This window comes from Vibrio sp. R10-SG3-ISO10, from assembly GCF_059834185.1.
In genome coordinates this window covers 1-15,854 of sequence record NZ_JCBDHG010000015.1, presented here as the reverse complement: position 1 = coordinate 15,854, position 15,854 = coordinate 1, and the positions used below count along the sequence as shown (strand labels likewise).

The following is a 15,854-nucleotide window of genomic DNA, read 5'->3' as shown; positions in this document are numbered from 1 at the left end:
CATGAGTAAGCCTGCTCCTAATCTCGCAAAACTGATAGCACTCGATCTTTTGAGTGTTGGTCGAGTGCCACTGATTTTATTGGTACTGATTTTTAGTAGCGCGATGGGGGTGGTTTTTACTACCCATCACACTCGTCAGGCAATTACCGAAAAGGATCAGGCACTGGTTGAGCGTGAAAGATTGGACAATGAGTGGCGTAATCTGCTTATCGAAGAAACAGCCTTAGCGGAGCATAGCCGCGTACAAGCTGTTGCTAAGAAGGAGCTAGAAATGAAGCGCCCAGATTCAGACAAAGAAGTCATTATCAACCTTCCATGAGCAAAAAAGTTAAACCTGTCGAGTCTAAAACCGAGCAGCCGCCAGCGACGTTAATCCGTTGGCGCTTCTACTTGGTGCTATTTTTCGTATTCTGTGCTTTCGCGGCGCTTGCTGGCCGTATTGCTTACATCCAAATAGTTGAACCAGACAACTTAATCAAGCAGGGTGATCTGCGCTCAATCCGAGCAAAGACACTCCATTCGGCACGAGGCATCATTTCAGATCGCAATGGCGAGCCTTTGGCAGTAAGTGTTCCGGTTGAAGCCGTTTGGGCTGATCCGGTTGCCATTTTTAAAGCTGGCGGGTTAGTAGATGTCGACCGCTGGCATGCTCTCGCAGATGTTCTTGGTCTAAAGCGCCAAGGCTTAATCGACAAAATAAACCGTAACAAGAGCAAGCGATTTATCTATCTGCAGCGTCAAGTAAGCCCTGCTATGGCGCACTACATTCGTGAGTTAAAGCTATCTGGCGTAGGTCTGAAAGCCGAATCGAGACGCTACTATCCAGCAGGTGAAGTTAGTGCTCACTTAGTTGGTGTGACAGGGATTGATGGCCATGGCCTTGAAGGCGTTGAGCGCAGTTACGATAAGTGGCTCACGGGCGAAGCGGGTAAGCGAATTATACGTAAAGATCGCTATGGTCGCGTGGTGGAGAACATCTCTCTTGAAGAACGTGAAGAAGGCAAGCCGTTAGAGTTGACCATTGATCAGCGTATTCAGGCGATTGCTTACCGTGCGATAAAGCAAGCGGTGGCTGACTATCGAGCGACGTCTGGCTCTGCGGTAATTCTTGATGTAAAAACAGGTGCAGTGTTGGCGATGGTCAATGCTCCTTCATATAACCCAAACAACCGCGCAGACCTTCAGTCAGCAAAAATGCGTAACCGAGTGATTACCGATGCGTTTGAGCCGGGTTCAACGGTGAAACCTTTTGTTGTTTTAGCTGCGTTAGAAAATGGCGTTGCTGATGATGATACGGTGATTGATACTGGCAACGGTATTATGCAAATTGGCGGAAGCCGTGTACGTGACACGTCCAAAGTCGGCAAAGCTGACCTAACCACCATTTTAAAGAGGTCGAGTAACATTGGTGTGGCGAAACTTGCCTTAGAGATGCCGCTTGAAGCTTTGTTAGGTATGTATAGCTCTGTCGGCTTTGGTGAAGTTTCTGGTCTGAACTTGGTCGGTGAAACGCAAGGTATTTTCCCTAATCGTCGCCGCTGGTCGAAGTTTGAAATTGCGACACTGTCGTTCGGCTACGGGTTGACCATTACTCCTCTTCAGCTTGCTCACGCCTATGCGACGTTAGGTAACCTTGGTGAGTATCAGCCAATTCATATCATCGAAAACAATCAGCAAGATTTATCTAAGCAGGTTATAGACCACGACAACGCGCAAAAAGTACTCAACATGCTTGAGACAGTAACGCAGCCGGGTGGTACTGCGACTAAGGCTGCGGTACCTGGCTACCGCGTTGCGGCGAAAACAGGTACTTCACGTAAAGCAATTGCTGGTGGCTATGGTGACGAGTACTTCGCCTATACCGCTGGTGTCGCTCCAGCGAGTGACCCGAGGGTAGCGCTAGTGGTGGTAGTCAATGAACCACAAGGTGATAACTACTATGGTGGTTCAGTGGCAGGCCCTGTCTTTGCTGAAATTTTGAAGGGCACGTTGCAAATTCTCAACGTGGCCCCTGATGAGAATAGATTTAAACAAGATTAAGTGAGTTTACTATGTCGAAGGAACTGACCTTAGCCGTGTTACTTTCTCCGTGGGTGGATATTTCTAACCGCCCAGGGGCAAGTGTGATTGTTCAGAGCCTAGAACTTGATAGCCGAAATGTCTCGCAAGGTTCAACCTTTGTGGCGGTAAAAGGGCATGCAGTCGATGGACGACGTTTTATTCCAATCGCTATCGAGCAAGGCGCAAATGCAATTATTGCTGAGGCGTGTGAGTCTCACCCACATGGTCAGGTTGAACTGCAAGGTGATGTTCCTGTGATCTATCTTGGCAACTTAGGGCAGCATTTATCTGCGCTTGCCAAGCGTCTGTATCCGTTGACTAACAATAAGCTCATTGGTGTCACTGGCACCAATGGTAAAACCACCATTACTCAGTTAATTGCTCAGTGGCTTGATCTTGTAGAGAAAAAAGCGGCAGTGATGGGAACCACAGGCAACGGTTTTCTTGCCGATCTTCAAGTGGCGAAAAACACCACAGGTAGCGCGATTGAGATTCTTCAAACCTTACATGCGTTGGAGCAACAAGGCGCTGACTATACCGCTTTAGAAGTCTCTTCCCATGGTTTGGTCCAAGGGCGTGTTAGAGCCGTGGAGTTTGAGGTTGGTGCTTTTTCCAACTTAAGCCGTGATCACTTAGATTATCACGGTACGATGGAAGAGTACGCAGAAGCTAAGTTCTCGCTATTTAGCCAACATATCTGCAATAAAGCGGTGATCAATATTGATGATCCGGTTGGGGCAGAGTGGTTCAATCGCCTAGATAACGCCATTGCTGTTACCCTAAAGCCGAGTGAGCACTCACGTGCAGTGTGGGCAGAGCAGGTGAGTTACTCTGAATCGGGCATTACCTTCGATTTTGCAGGCGTATTTGGCCCGGGTACGATTAGCGTCCCTTTAATTGGTGAATTCAATGCCAATAATGTCTTACTCGCTATGGTGACTTTGCTTTGTCTTGGTATTGATAAGCAAGATTTGATTGCAACGGCAAGTTCGCTAAAACCTGTAATTGGTCGTATGGAACTGTTTGCTGCCAAAGAAAAAGCCAAGGTTGTCGTTGACTACGCTCACACACCAGATGCACTAGAAAAAGCCCTGCAAGCACTCCGAGTTCACTGCCAAGGTAAGCTTTGGGCTATTTTTGGTTGTGGCGGTGATCGCGATACAGGTAAGCGTCCGATGATGGCGGGTATAGGTGAGCGCTTGGCGGATCATATCATTCTTACCGATGACAACCCTCGCAGTGAATCACCGCAACAGATCGTCCAAGATATGCTCGCAGGCATGGCCAATCCTGACAGCGCAATCGTACAGCACAGCCGTTTTGATGCGTTGAAACATGCTTTAGAGAATAGTCAGTCAGATGACATCATTTTACTTGCGGGTAAAGGTCATGAAGATTATCAAGTGATGGCTAATGAGACGGTTCACTACTCGGATCGTGAGTCAGCGCAGCAACTGTTGGAGAACAATGCATGATTTCTTTGATGTTAAGCCAGATTGCTGAATCGCTAGACGCTGAACTGATCGGTAATGATTTAGTGATAAATTCAGTATCAACCGATACGCGCGCCATTGAAACTGGCGCATTGTTTATTGCTTTAGTTGGCGAGCGATTTGATGCGCACGATTTTGCCGCTCAGGCCGTTGAGTCAGGAGCAGGAGCTCTATTGGTGAGCCGCATTGTTGAAGCTGATGTCCCTCAATTACTCGTTAAAGATACTAAGCTTGCTCTTGGTCAACTTGGTTCTCTGGTGCACCACACTTGCTCAACGCCTACCGTGGCTATTACGGGGAGCTGCGGTAAGACCACAGTAAAAGAAATGGTTGCCAGTATTATGGAGCAGAAAGGCCGCGTGTTATTCACGGCTGGAAACTTCAATAACGACATTGGTGTTCCGCTGACCTTGCTACGTTCAACGCCAGATGATGACTTTGCTGTGATTGAGATGGGGGCAAATCATATTGGTGAAATTGCCTACACCACTCAACTGGTTCAGCCTGATGTCGCACTGGTCAATAATGTCGCCGCTGCTCACCTAGAAGGCTTTGGCTCGATGGATGGGGTAAAGCAAGCTAAAGGTGAAATCTACCAAGGCTTAAAAGCGGGTTCTGTTGCGATTGTTAACCTTGATAGTCACGGTGGTGACTATTGGCAAGCTGTATTAGCAGACAAAACTATTAAGACTTTCTCGGTAAATGACGCTTCTGCGGACTACTTTGCTAGCAACATCTTACTCAATGAAATGGGTGAAGCGAAGTTTACGCTTGTGGCACCGATTGGCAGTGTTGAAGTTAAGTTGGGCATCATTGGTCAGCACAATGTGTCGAATGCGCTATCTGCAACCGCACTAGCGTTAGAACTTGGTGCATCGCTTGAATTGGTTAAGACCGGATTGGCTCAACTCGGCAAAGTAAAAGGCCGTGTCGAGTTGGTTGAGTTAAGTGAGACGGTCAAGCTTATCGATGATAGCTACAATGCCAGCGTACCTGCTATGAAAGCGGCTGCTGATCTCCTTTCTGGCTTTAGCGGAGAACGCTGGTTAATTTTGGGTAATATGGCCGAGTTAGGTGATGAAAGTCTTGCACTTCATCGTCAAGTCGGGGAACATGCTGCCCCATTCAAATTTGAACACGTGCTTACTTATGGCGCTGATGCAAAAGCGATCAGTGAAGAGTGTGGTGGGATTCATTTTGAAGATCACCAAAGCATGATTGATTATATAAAACAGCAGATTGAACAGAGTCAACAAGCTCAAACACTGTTAGTCAAAGGGGCTAATAGTGCAGGAATGAGCAAAATTGCTACTGCTGTCAAGGAGATGTATACATGATTATTTGGCTTGCTGAGCTGCTACAGCCATATTTTTCATTCTTCCGATTATTCGAGTACCTGTCCTTCCGTGCGATTGTCAGTGTGTTAACCGCACTCGGCATTTCACTCTGGATGGGCCCGATTATGATCAGACGTTTGCAACTGCTGCAAATTGGTCAGGTTGTGCGTAACGAAGGACCAGAGTCTCACTTTAGTAAACGTGGTACGCCGACCATGGGCGGTATCATGATTTTGACCGCCATCGTGACCACGGTACTGCTTTGGGCTGATTTGTCGAACCCTTATGTTTGGGCTGTGCTTGCGGTACTGCTTGGCTATGGGGCGATTGGTTTCGTTGATGATTATCGCAAAGTGGTGCGCAAGAATACCGATGGATTGATTGCCCGTTGGAAGTACTTTTGGCAATCGGCGATTGCACTAGTGGTAGCCTTTGCTCTATACGCTCACGGTAAAGATACCGCAGCGACTCAGTTAGTGGTGCCTTTCTTTAAAGAAGTGATGCCTCAACTTGGACTGATGTACATCGTTCTTACTTATTTTGTTATCGTGGGTACCAGTAACGCAGTGAACTTAACCGATGGTCTCGACGGGCTCGCGATTATGCCGACCGTACTGGTTTCTGCTGGTTTCGCCGCTATTGCTTGGGCGACAGGTAACGTGAACTTTGCTAACTATCTGCATATTCCACACATTCCGCAAGCCTCTGAATTGGTGGTCGTTTGTACCGCAATTGTTGGCGCCGGATTAGGATTCTTATGGTTTAACACCTACCCAGCTCAAGTGTTTATGGGCGATGTAGGTTCACTAGCCTTAGGCGGTGCACTAGGTACTATTGCGGTGCTAGTTCGCCAAGAGTTTGTCTTGGTGATTATGGGCGGTGTTTTCGTTATGGAGACTCTGTCTGTGATTCTTCAGGTTGGTTCATACAAACTACGTGGTCAACGTATCTTCCGTATGGCTCCGATCCATCACCACTATGAGCTAAAAGGCTGGCCGGAACCACGAGTGATTGTACGTTTTTGGATCATCTCTATTGTTCTCGTTCTTATTGGTCTAGCGACTCTTAAAGTTCGATAAGGAAATCATACACAATGACCATTGACCGCTGGCAAGGTATTGAGAAAGTGGTGGTTGTAGGGCTCGGTATTACCGGGCTCTCTGTCGTTAAACACTTGCAAGAATTACCTAAAGCACTTGATATTCGCGTTATCGATACCCGAGACAATCCGCCGGGCAGTGACGCTCTGCCTGAAGGTGTTGAACTGCACTCAGGGGGCTGGAATCAAGCGTGGTTGATGGCCGCAGATTTAGTCGTGACTAATCCAGGTATAGCGCTTGCGCTGCCAGAGATTGAGCAAGTCATTAATGCCAAGATTCCTGTCGTTGGTGATATCGAACTGTTTGCTTGGCAAGTCAACAAGCCAGTCATCGCGATTACTGGATCAAATGGTAAAAGCACTGTGACTGACTGGACTGGTCAAGTTGCTCAAGCGACAGGTTTAAAGGTTGGGGTTGGCGGCAACATTGGTGTGCCTGCTTTAGATTTGCTAAGGCAAGACGCTGACCTTTATGTATTGGAGCTTTCGAGCTTCCAACTTGAAACCACCTCATCTCTCGCTCCAAAAGCGGTGGCTTTCCTTAATCTTTCCGAAGATCACATGGATCGCTACCAAGGGATGGAGGATTACCGTCAAGCTAAGCTGCGTATTTTCAATCATGCTAGCGCTTGTATTGTGAATGCTGATGACCGAGCAACCTACCCTGAACAGGCCAATAATTTAGTCGAGTTTAGTCTTAACCAAGTGACGCGCTTCTCGCTACTTGAACACGACAAGACAGAATATCTAGCCATTGATGGCAAGCCTATTTGTGCGAGCAGTGATCTTTCCTTAGTTGGTCGACATAACGTCGCCAACGCTTTAGTCGTTTTAGCTCTGCTGACCGAAGCGGGAGTCGATGTGGCGAAAGGGCTATCCGCACTTAAGTCTTACAACGGTTTGACACACAGATGCCAGGTTGTTGCCGATAATCAAGGTGTTAAGTGGGTCAATGATTCTAAGGCGACCAATGTTGCTAGCACTATGGCAGCGTTAGCAGGATTAGAGCTTGAAGGTAAACTCTACTTGCTGGTTGGTGGTGTCGGTAAAGGTGCTGATTTCTCTGAACTTGCACCAATTTTGCAGTCGCTCAACGTACAGCTGTGCTGCTTTGGTGAAGATGGTGATCAGTTTATGCCGCTACATAGTAGTGCGAAACGTTTTGATACCATGCACGAAATCATTAAATGGGTTGCCACTCAAGTTTCATCCGGTGATATGGTGCTATTATCACCTGCTTGTGCGAGCTTTGATCAGTTTAATAACTTTATGGCTCGCGGCGATGCCTTTACCGAGCTTGCAAAAGCTTACGCTTAAATTCACCGAGATATATGCAGATTCAAAACGTCTTTGGCAGTATTAAACGTTGGGTGACTTCAGCTTCACCCGAGGCTTTGTATGACCGTCAATTGGTATGGATTTCATTAGGCCTAATGCTAACAGGCTTAGTGATGGTGACTTCTGCTTCTTTCCCAATTAGCTCACGCCTAACGGATCAACCGTTCCACTTTATGTTCCGCCACGCCATCTTTCTGGTTCTGGCATTGTCGACGTCTGCGGTAATCCTACAAGTTCCCACTAAGCGGTGGGCGCAATACAGCACTTGGTTGTTGCTGCTATCGATATTTCTGCTCTTCGTAGTGCTGGTGGCGGGTAAGTCAGTAAATGGGGCATCACGTTGGATACCCCTTGGCTTGTTTAACTTACAACCCGCTGAAGTGGCCAAGCTATCGCTGTTTATCTTTATGTCCGGTTATCTGGTACGTAAAAATGAAGAAGTGAGGTCGAGCTTTTTTGGTGGTTTTATTAAACCTATTATTGTTTTTGCCACCTTAGCCAGTTTACTGCTGTTACAACCAGACTTAGGTACAGTGGTCGTGATGTTGGTGACTTTATTCGGCATGCTGTTTATTGCTGGCGCTAAACTCACTCAGTTCCTGGCCTTGATGGTGGTGGGACTGCTCTCGGTTGCCACTCTGATTTACATCGAGCCTTATCGTATGCGCCGCGTCACCTCATTCCTCGACCCGTGGGAAGATCCGTTTGGTAGTGGCTACCAGCTAACCCAGTCGTTAATGGCGTTTGGTCGTGGTGAGTGGTTTGGTCAAGGTCTAGGTAACTCAATCCAAAAACTAGAGTACCTTCCTGAAGCACATACTGACTTTGTATTCGCTGTTTTAGCCGAAGAGTTGGGCTATGTGGGTGTGTTTTTAGTCTTGATGCTGATTTTTAGCTTGGTGCTGAAAGCGATATTTATTGGTCGCAAAGCTTTTGACAACAATCAGTTGTTTGGCGGTTACTTGGCATTTGGTATAGGTATTTGGTTCGCTTTTCAAACCTTAGTGAATGTTGGCGCTGCGGCAGGTATGGTGCCAACCAAAGGTTTAACACTACCACTAATCAGTTATGGTGGTTCGAGTTTGATCATTATGTCAGTCGCTGTATCGATATTGCTGCGCATTGATTATGAATGCCGTTTAGCTAGCGCAGAAACACAACAAAACACAGATAACGATGAAAAAGAATAAACGATTAATGGTGATGGCTGGTGGAACTGGCGGTCACGTATTCCCAGGCCTTGCCGTTGCTAAACAACTTCAATCTCAAGGGTGGGAGATCCGCTGGTTAGGCACCGCAGATAGAATGGAAGCCGACCTAGTGCCCAAACATGGCATTGAGATCGACTTTATCAAGGTAAAAGGTCTACGAGGTCAAGGTATTGCTCGCTTGATTAAAGCCCCCTTTCAGATCCTAAATGCAATTATGCAAGCTCGGGCGCATATGAAGCGTTGGAAGCCAGATGCTGTGCTAGGAATGGGCGGCTACGTCAGCGGGCCTGGTGGAATTGCGGCTTGGCTACAAGGTATTCCTGTGGTGTTACATGAGCAGAATGCCGTCGCGGGTTTAACTAACCAGTGGTTGTCTAAGATAGCTAAAAAGGTTTTTCAAGCTTTCCCAGGCGCATTTCCAAAAGCAGAGGTTGTTGGTAACCCAGTGAGGGAAGATGTGGTTGCGATTCGCGAGCCTGAGCAACGCATGGCTGAGCGTGATGGCAAAGTACGTATTCTAGTCATGGGGGGGAGCCAAGGCGCGCAAATACTTAACCGCACCTTACCTGATGTAATGGCTAAGCTAGGCGATGAATTTGAGATTCGCCACCAAGCAGGTAAGAACAACCGCGATGAAGTGACCCAAGCATATCAAACAAATAATGTACAAAATGCACAAGTAACCGAGTTTATTGACGATGTCGCCAAGGCGTATGACTGGGCAGATTTACTGGTTTGCCGCTCTGGGGCGTTAACGGTATCGGAGGTCTCTGCAGCCGGGGTAGGAGCAATCTTTATCCCATTTATGCATAAAGACCGACAACAAGCTTTAAATGCTGACCACTTGGTAGAATGTGGCGCAGCAAAAATGATTGAGCAGCCTGAACTGACGGTTGACAAGCTGGTGTCAGAGATTGAGGCACTAGATCGAAGTAAACTAATGGCTATGGCGAGCGAGGCTCGTAGGGCTGCCAAGTTAGATGCAGATAAAGTGGTGGCTGAAGCCATTGTTGCACTGACGAAATAACGAGAAGATTCATGACAATTCAACATACTCAAGATTTAGCTCAAATTCGCGCTATGGTGCCAGAGATGCGCCGCGTGAAATGTATTCACTTTATCGGCATTGGTGGTGCAGGGATGAGTGGCATTGCAGAAGTGCTGCTTAACGAAGGCTACCAAATCTCAGGTTCAGATATTGCTGAAAACCCGGTGACAGAGCGTTTAACGCAAAAAGGTGCCACCGTCTATATCGGCCATGCAGAAGAGAACGTTGCTAAAGCAAGCGTTGTTGTCGTCTCAACAGCGATAAACGAAGAGAACCCAGAGATTATTGCCGCGCGAGCAGCGCGTATTCCGGTGGTTCGCCGTGCGGAGATGTTGGCAGAGCTGATGCGATTCCGCCACGGTATTGCAGTGGCGGGTACACATGGTAAAACAACTACTACAGCGCTAGTCACGCAGATCTACTATGAAGCAGGCCTTGATCCAACTTTTGTTAACGGTGGTTTGGTTAAGAGTGCGGGTACTAATGCGCGCTTAGGTTCTAGCCGTATATTGATAGCGGAAGCAGACGAGAGCGATGCATCCTTCTTACACCTTCAACCTATGGTGAGCATCGTAACTAATATCGAAGCGGATCATATGGACACCTATGGTGGGGATTTCGAGACCTTAAAGCAAACTTTCATCGATTTCTTACATAATCTGCCATTTTACGGTCAAGCGATTGTTTGTATTGACGATCCTGTTGTACGAGAATTAGTGCCGAAGATCAGTCGCCAAGTGATTACCTATGGTTTCTCGGAAGACGCGGATGTTCGCATTGATAATTACCGTCAAGAAGGTCAGCAAGGTAAGTTCACGGTAATCCGTCAAGGCAAAGCTGACCTCGATATTACGCTCAATATTCCAGGTCGCCATAATGCCTTGAATGCTTCAGCTGCTATTGCGGTTGCAACGGAAGATGACATTGCCGACGAAGCGATCTTGAATGCGATGGCTGGCACACAAGGCACAGGCCGTCGATTCGATCATCTGGGCGAGTTTGACACTGGTAATGGTCAGGCGATGTTGGTTGATGACTATGGGCACCACCCAACAGAAGTCGATGTGACTATTCAAGCTGCACGCAATGGTTGGAAAGAGAAGCGTCTAGTGATGATCTTCCAACCTCACCGCTATAGCCGAACACGTGATCTCTATGATGATTTCGCTAATGTCCTAGAACAAGTTGATGTTTTGATCATGCTGGATGTTTACTCTGCGGGTGAAAAACCAATTGCAGGCGCGGATGGTCGAGCGCTATGTCGCACAATTCGCAGTCGCGGTAAGCTTGACCCAATTTTTGTCCCAGAAAGCAAGGCGTTACCTTCAGTTCTCGCTAATGTTTTACAAGATGGTGACTTAGTACTAACTCAGGGCGCGGGTGATGTCGGTAAAGTAGCTAAACAGCTTGCTGCTTTTGAGTTAAATATCGATAAGATGACTCAGGCCTAGTTTAAAACATCGAATTTTGGGTATTTGCGTCACTTATTGCATTTTAAGTAGCGATTTATCACTTTCAGTGTTTGATACTTTCTAGGACGCCAGTATAATCCGAAGGTTAAAGTAAGTGCTTTTGCCTCTATTATACGAATTGGGATAGGGAAAGAATAAGCGAGCTAATGGCAAGGACTATGGACTTTGATTAAAAGTGCTTTTAATGAAGGCCGTCGTTTAACCGCTATGCCACTGGTAAAAGAACATGCCTTCGGTGGCAGTTTTTTGCTGGTGGTCTTGTTGTTAATTGGCTCTCTCCTCTACTCAACGATTACTTGGATGTGGGACGACCAGCGTCTACCCCTTTCAAAAATCGTGCTTCAGGGCGAATTACACTATGTATCTGCTTTAGATGTTCAACGAGCTTTTGCTCGGCTTGAGCATGTCGGTACATTCATGTCTCAGGATGTGGATGTGTTGCAGAACATGGCGGAGTCGATCCCTTGGGTTTCTCATGCCTCTATTCGTAAGCAGTGGCCAGACACGGTTAAAGTTTTTCTGACAGAGCACCATGCGGAGGCGATCTGGAATGGTAATGCTTTGCTCAATGATTACGGTCAGATTTTTGATGGTGATATTGGCAAATTGGAAGAAGAGCGGGTCAAGCTATACGGGCCACAAGGCACCAGTGAAGAAGTTCTTCAGGTATGGCGAGACATAAGCCCGAGATTTGAAGCACTTAACCTAATGATCACATCGCTAGTTTTAAATGATCGTCGAGCTTGGCAAATCATCCTCGATAATGGAATTCGTTTAGAGCTAGGTAAAGAGTCGTTAGAAGAGCGAATAGAGCGCTTTATCTCGCTTTATAAGAATTTGGGTAGTGACACTCAGCGAGTGAGCTACATAGACCTCAGGTATGATACGGGAGCGTCAATAGGATGGTTCCCAGAACAAGAGTTAGCACAAGAGACTACAGATGACTAAGACCGCTGATGACAACATTATTGTTGGTCTTGATATAGGCACTGCTACCGTATCGGCTCTCGTAGGCGAAGTATTGCCTGATGGTCAAATTAACATTATTGGCGCAGGCAGTAGTCCGTCTCGCGGGATGGATAAGGGCGGCGTTAACGACCTTGAATCGGTGGTAAAATCGGTTCAGCGTGCCGTTGACCAAGCTGAATTGATGGCCGAGTGCCAAATTAGCAATGTTTTTATTTCGCTTTCAGGGCGCCACATTGCGAGCCGTATTGAAAAAGGCATGGGAACTATCTCTGATGAAGAGGTTTCTCAGGAAGATATGGATCGTGCAATCCATACGGCAAAATCGATCAAAATTGGTGACGAACAGCGCATTCTGCATGTAATTCCTCAAGAATTTACGATTGATTACCAAGAAGGGATTAAAAATCCGCTAGGTTTATCAGGAGTGCGCATGGAAGTCAGCGTACACCTAATTTCTTGTCACAATGATATGGCAAGAAACATTATTAAGGCGGTTGAGCGCTGCGGGCTTAAAGTTGAACACCTTGTTTATTCCGGTTTAGCAGCAAGTAATGCTGTGATTACCGAAGATGAGCGTGAGCTCGGTGTATGTGTGGTAGATATTGGCGCTGGTACTATGGATGTTTCCATTTGGACTGGCGGCGCACTACGTCATACTGAAGTGTTCTCTTATGCCGGTAACGCAGTGACAAGCGATATCGCTTTTGCTTTCGGTACACCAGTGAGTGATGCGGAAGAGATAAAAGTAAAATATGGCTGTGCTCTTAGTGAGCTAGTCAGTAAAGATGACACGGTTAACGTTCCAAGCGTTGGCGGGCGCCCATCACGCAGTTTGCAAAGACAGACACTGTCTGAAGTGATTGAGCCTCGTTATACTGAGCTTATGGGGCTGGTTAATCAAACCATCGATACAGTTCAAGAAAAGCTGCGCGAAGAAGGGATTAAACATCACCTAGCAGCAGGTGTGGTGCTCACTGGTGGAGCAGCACAGATAGAAGGACTGGTCGAGTGTGCGGAACGTGTATTCCGCAACCAAGTCAGAGTCGGCAAACCTCTAGAGGTAAGCGGCTTAACGGATTATGTAAAAGAGCCGTATCATTCTACGGCAGTTGGTTTACTTCATTATGCGAGAGACAGTCAAATTAACGACGATACTGAGTACAACGAGCCAGCGCGTTCGTCAGTAACGGGGTTGTTTGGTCGTTTGCGTAATTGGATACAAAAAGAGTTTTAACCTGAGCGGCAGGAAAAACGGAGATAACACATGTTTGAACCGATGATGGAAATGTCTGACGACGCAGTTATTAAGGTCGTTGGGGTTGGTGGCGGTGGCGGTAACGCCGTTGAACACATGGTACGTGAATCCATCGAAGGTGTTGAGTTCATTAGTATTAATACTGATGCTCAGGCGCTTCGTAAAACCAGTGTGAATAGTGTTATTCAGATTGGTGGTGATATGACCAAAGGTCTTGGTGCTGGTGCGAATCCTCAAGTAGGACGTGACGCAGCTCTCGAAGATCGCGATCGCATTAAAGAAGAGCTAAACGGTGCCGATATGGTATTTATCGCAGCTGGTATGGGCGGTGGTACTGGTACAGGCGCAGCTCCTGTTATTGCAGAAGTGGCAAAAGAGTTAGGTATCCTAACGGTTGCAGTAGTAACTAAGCCATTTAGCTTCGAAGGCAAAAAGCGTTTAGCTTTTGCTGAGCAAGGTATCGAAGAGCTTTCTAAGCACGTGGACTCGTTAATTACGATTCCTAACGAGAAGCTTCTTAAGGTACTTGGCCGTGGTATTACACTACTTGAAGCCTTTGCTAGCGCGAACGATGTATTAAAGAATGCAGTACAAGGTATTGCGGAACTGATTACTCGTCCAGGCATGATTAACGTCGACTTTGCTGACGTAAGAACAGTGATGTCAGAAATGGGTCATGCCATGATGGGTAGCGGTGTTGCTAAAGGCGAAGATCGCGCTGAAGAAGCGGCAGAAATGGCAATTTCTAGCCCACTTCTAGAAGACATTGATCTTGCTGGAGCACGCGGTGTGTTGGTCAACATCACGGCAGGTCTAGACATGCGTCTAGATGAGTTCGAGACCGTAGGTAACACAGTTAAAGCGTTTGCTTCAGATAATGCAACCGTTGTAATCGGTACTTCGTTAGATCCTGATATGGCTGATGAAATCCGTGTGACAGTTGTTGCTACTGGTATTGGCAATGAGAAGAAACCTGATATTACGTTAGTTGCGGGTGGCAAAGCGAAAGTCGCTCCTGTTGCTCAACCGCAGACTCAACCACAAACAGCGCCTGCTCAGCAGACTGTCAATAAAGTGGAAGAAAAAGCGGCACCAACTTTGCAGGAAAAACCTCAGGTAACTCCTCAGCCAACGACATCAACACCGTCTGGTTCGGGTGCGGGTCAAAGTGCAGCAGCGCCTAAGGCAGATAAAGAAAGCGGCTATCTTGATATCCCTGCGTTCTTACGTCGTCAAGCTGACTAAAATAACTACAATTTGACACTGTTCAATTTTGTGGTAGCATGCACGGTCAATGTCACAATTGACCGTGATTTGTAGCATTTTTACTGAGGCAAAGTAGATGATCAGACAACGTACTCTGAAAGAAATAGTGAAAACAACTGGTGTGGGGCTCCACTCTGGTCGTAAAGTCACGCTTACTCTGCGCCCTGCTGCTGCAAATACTGGCATCGTTTATCGCCGTACCGATGTGAATCCTCCAGTTGATTTTCCTGCGGATCCTGCTTCTGTTCGCGATACTATGCTATGTACAGCACTGGTTAATGACGAAGGTGTACGTATCTCTACTGTTGAGCACTTAAACGCAGCTCTAGCGGGAATGGGAATCGATAACATCGTCGTAGAAGTTGACGCACCAGAAATTCCAATCATGGATGGCAGCGCTAGCCCATTCGTATTCTTGCTTCAGCAAGCAGGCATCGAAGAGCAAAATGCACCAAAACGCTTTATTCGAATCAAAAAGCCAGTGCGCTTTGAAGATGACGATAAATGGGCAGAATTTGTGCCATTCGACGGCTTCCGTATGGATTTCGAAATTGAATTCAACCACCCAGCGATTGAATCTGATGAACAGCATTTACTGTTTGATTTCTCATCGCAAGGTTTTGTTAAAGACATCTCTCGTGCACGTACTTTCGGCTTCATGCGCGATATTGAGTACTTACAGTCACAAAACCTATGTCTAGGTGGTAGCTTCGATTGTGCAATCGTACTGGATGAATACCGTATTCTTAACGAAGAAGGCCTGCGCTTTGACAATGAGTTTGTTACTCACAAAGTGTTGGATGCAATCGGTGACCTTTACATGTGTGGCCACCCAATCATTGGTGAATTCCGTGCATTTAAATCAGGTCACGGCTTGAACAACCAATTACTTCGTTCAGTGCTTGCAGACCAAGAAGCATGGGAATGGGTAACCTTCGAGGAAGAAGCAACCTCTCCAGTTGCATTTGCAGAACCAAACATGGTTATGGCATAACAAAATTGATTAAAAAAGCCAGACGAAAGTCTGGCTTTTTTGTTTTCTGGTCTTTCCTAAATAGCTTTAGGTTTTGGCAGCCTGCCTCGGCTACTCTTGATCTTTTTTAGCCAATTTTGCCAAGCTCTCTAATCTCGCTTTGACTTTAGGCGAGGCGCCTGTTGCGATCATTTCTAGATACTGCGCTGCCGTGCCGGATATTGGGTCACGAGGTTTCGGCTTATCTTCACTGCGGTTCTTACTTCGATACAGTTCAGGGTTGATCTGAACACTCACCGCAATCAAGCGAGCAAACCCTTTTGATCGTAGCT

At 46.8% G+C, this 15,854-nt stretch carries 13 protein-coding genes and 1 pseudogene; 13 read left to right on the top strand and 1 reads right to left on the bottom strand.

Translation table 11 applies throughout. From position 1 onward, the window contains the following. Position 1 precedes the first annotated feature (1 nt). The 13 genes from ftsL to lpxC all read left to right on the top strand — a co-directional run bounded on the left by ftsL (position 2) and on the right by lpxC (position 15,543). Positions 2-319, top strand: coding sequence for a cell division protein FtsL (gene ftsL / locus AC6R16_RS06950; protein ID WP_004744960.1), 318 nt, complete (start codon positions 2-4; stop codon positions 317-319). Then, the gene (locus AC6R16_RS06945) at positions 316-2,040 is read left to right on the top strand and encodes a penicillin-binding transpeptidase domain-containing protein (RefSeq protein WP_500673967.1); all 1,725 of its coding nucleotides are present in this window, start codon (positions 316-318) and stop codon (positions 2,038-2,040) included. Before ftsL ends, AC6R16_RS06945 begins: the two co-directional genes overlap by 4 nt. An 11-nt stretch (positions 2,041-2,051) precedes the next feature. Continuing rightward, positions 2,052-3,536, top strand: coding sequence for a UDP-N-acetylmuramoyl-L-alanyl-D-glutamate--2,6-diaminopimelate ligase (murE, locus tag AC6R16_RS06940; protein WP_500673966.1), 1,485 nt, complete (start codon positions 2,052-2,054; stop codon positions 3,534-3,536). Then, positions 3,533-4,891, top strand: a complete 1,359-nt coding sequence (locus AC6R16_RS06935) for a UDP-N-acetylmuramoyl-tripeptide--D-alanyl-D-alanine ligase (RefSeq protein WP_500673965.1) — start codon at positions 3,533-3,535, stop codon at positions 4,889-4,891. Before murE ends, AC6R16_RS06935 begins: the two co-directional genes overlap by 4 nt. Beyond that, on the top strand, positions 4,888-5,970 hold the full coding sequence (mraY, locus tag AC6R16_RS06930; RefSeq protein WP_069667126.1) for a phospho-N-acetylmuramoyl-pentapeptide-transferase: 1,083 nt from the start codon (positions 4,888-4,890) through the stop codon (positions 5,968-5,970). Before AC6R16_RS06935 ends, mraY begins: the two co-directional genes overlap by 4 nt. Before the next feature lie 14 nt (positions 5,971-5,984). Then, complete coding sequence (gene murD, locus AC6R16_RS06925) at positions 5,985-7,307, top strand: UDP-N-acetylmuramoyl-L-alanine--D-glutamate ligase (RefSeq protein WP_500673964.1); 1,323 nt, start codon at positions 5,985-5,987, stop codon at positions 7,305-7,307. A gap of 14 nt (positions 7,308-7,321) precedes the next feature. After that, positions 7,322-8,518 (top strand): cell division protein FtsW, encoded by a 1,197-nt coding sequence (gene ftsW / locus AC6R16_RS06920; protein WP_500673963.1) that lies wholly within the window; start codon positions 7,322-7,324, stop codon positions 8,516-8,518. Next, positions 8,505-9,566 (top strand): undecaprenyldiphospho-muramoylpentapeptide beta-N-acetylglucosaminyltransferase, encoded by a 1,062-nt coding sequence (gene murG / locus AC6R16_RS06915; protein WP_500673962.1) that lies wholly within the window; start codon positions 8,505-8,507, stop codon positions 9,564-9,566. The genes ftsW and murG overlap by 14 nt, the downstream gene beginning before the upstream one ends. Before the next feature lie 11 nt (positions 9,567-9,577). Next, the gene (gene murC / locus AC6R16_RS06910; RefSeq protein ID WP_500673961.1) at positions 9,578-11,038 is read left to right on the top strand and encodes a UDP-N-acetylmuramate--L-alanine ligase; all 1,461 of its coding nucleotides are present in this window, start codon (positions 9,578-9,580) and stop codon (positions 11,036-11,038) included. Positions 11,039-11,224: 186 nt separating this feature from the next. Then, complete coding sequence (locus AC6R16_RS06905) at positions 11,225-12,007, top strand: cell division protein FtsQ/DivIB (RefSeq protein WP_494505395.1); 783 nt, start codon at positions 11,225-11,227, stop codon at positions 12,005-12,007. Continuing rightward, positions 12,000-13,262, top strand: coding sequence for a cell division protein FtsA (ftsA, locus tag AC6R16_RS06900; RefSeq protein ID WP_069667120.1), 1,263 nt, complete (start codon positions 12,000-12,002; stop codon positions 13,260-13,262). Before AC6R16_RS06905 ends, ftsA begins: the two co-directional genes overlap by 8 nt. 30 nt (positions 13,263-13,292) lie before the next feature. Then, entirely contained in the window at positions 13,293-14,528 is a 1,236-nt protein-coding gene (ftsZ, locus tag AC6R16_RS06895) for a cell division protein FtsZ (RefSeq protein WP_004744949.1), read from the top strand. Between the two features lie 97 nt (positions 14,529-14,625). After that, the gene (gene lpxC, locus AC6R16_RS06890; protein ID WP_500641525.1) at positions 14,626-15,543 is read left to right on the top strand and encodes a UDP-3-O-acyl-N-acetylglucosamine deacetylase; all 918 of its coding nucleotides are present in this window, start codon (positions 14,626-14,628) and stop codon (positions 15,541-15,543) included. A gap of 90 nt (positions 15,544-15,633) precedes the next feature. Here the strand turns inward: lpxC and AC6R16_RS06885 are convergent. Then, positions 15,634-15,854 (bottom strand): annotated as a pseudogene (locus AC6R16_RS06885) (DUF721 domain-containing protein); the annotation flags it as partial.

Bases quoted from the DNA above. Each gene is read 5' to 3' on its own strand.
- ftsL (WP_004744960.1), top strand. From the start codon at position 2: ATGAGTAAGCCTGCTCCTAATCTCGCAAAACTGATAGCACTCGATCTT.
- AC6R16_RS06945 (WP_500673967.1), top strand. From the start codon at position 316: ATGAGCAAAAAAGTTAAACCTGTCGAGTCTAAAACCGAGCAGCCGCCA.
- murE (WP_500673966.1), top strand. From the start codon at position 2,052: ATGTCGAAGGAACTGACCTTAGCCGTGTTACTTTCTCCGTGGGTGGAT.
- AC6R16_RS06935 (WP_500673965.1), top strand. From the start codon at position 3,533: ATGATTTCTTTGATGTTAAGCCAGATTGCTGAATCGCTAGACGCTGAA.
- mraY (WP_069667126.1), top strand. From the start codon at position 4,888: ATGATTATTTGGCTTGCTGAGCTGCTACAGCCATATTTTTCATTCTTC.
- murD (WP_500673964.1), top strand. From the start codon at position 5,985: ATGACCATTGACCGCTGGCAAGGTATTGAGAAAGTGGTGGTTGTAGGG.
- ftsW (WP_500673963.1), top strand. From the start codon at position 7,322: ATGCAGATTCAAAACGTCTTTGGCAGTATTAAACGTTGGGTGACTTCA.
- murG (WP_500673962.1), top strand. From the start codon at position 8,505: ATGAAAAAGAATAAACGATTAATGGTGATGGCTGGTGGAACTGGCGGT.
- murC (WP_500673961.1), top strand. From the start codon at position 9,578: ATGACAATTCAACATACTCAAGATTTAGCTCAAATTCGCGCTATGGTG.
- ftsA (WP_069667120.1), top strand. From the start codon at position 12,000: ATGACTAAGACCGCTGATGACAACATTATTGTTGGTCTTGATATAGGC.
- ftsZ (WP_004744949.1), top strand. From the start codon at position 13,293: ATGTTTGAACCGATGATGGAAATGTCTGACGACGCAGTTATTAAGGTC.
- lpxC (WP_500641525.1), top strand. From the start codon at position 14,626: ATGATCAGACAACGTACTCTGAAAGAAATAGTGAAAACAACTGGTGTG.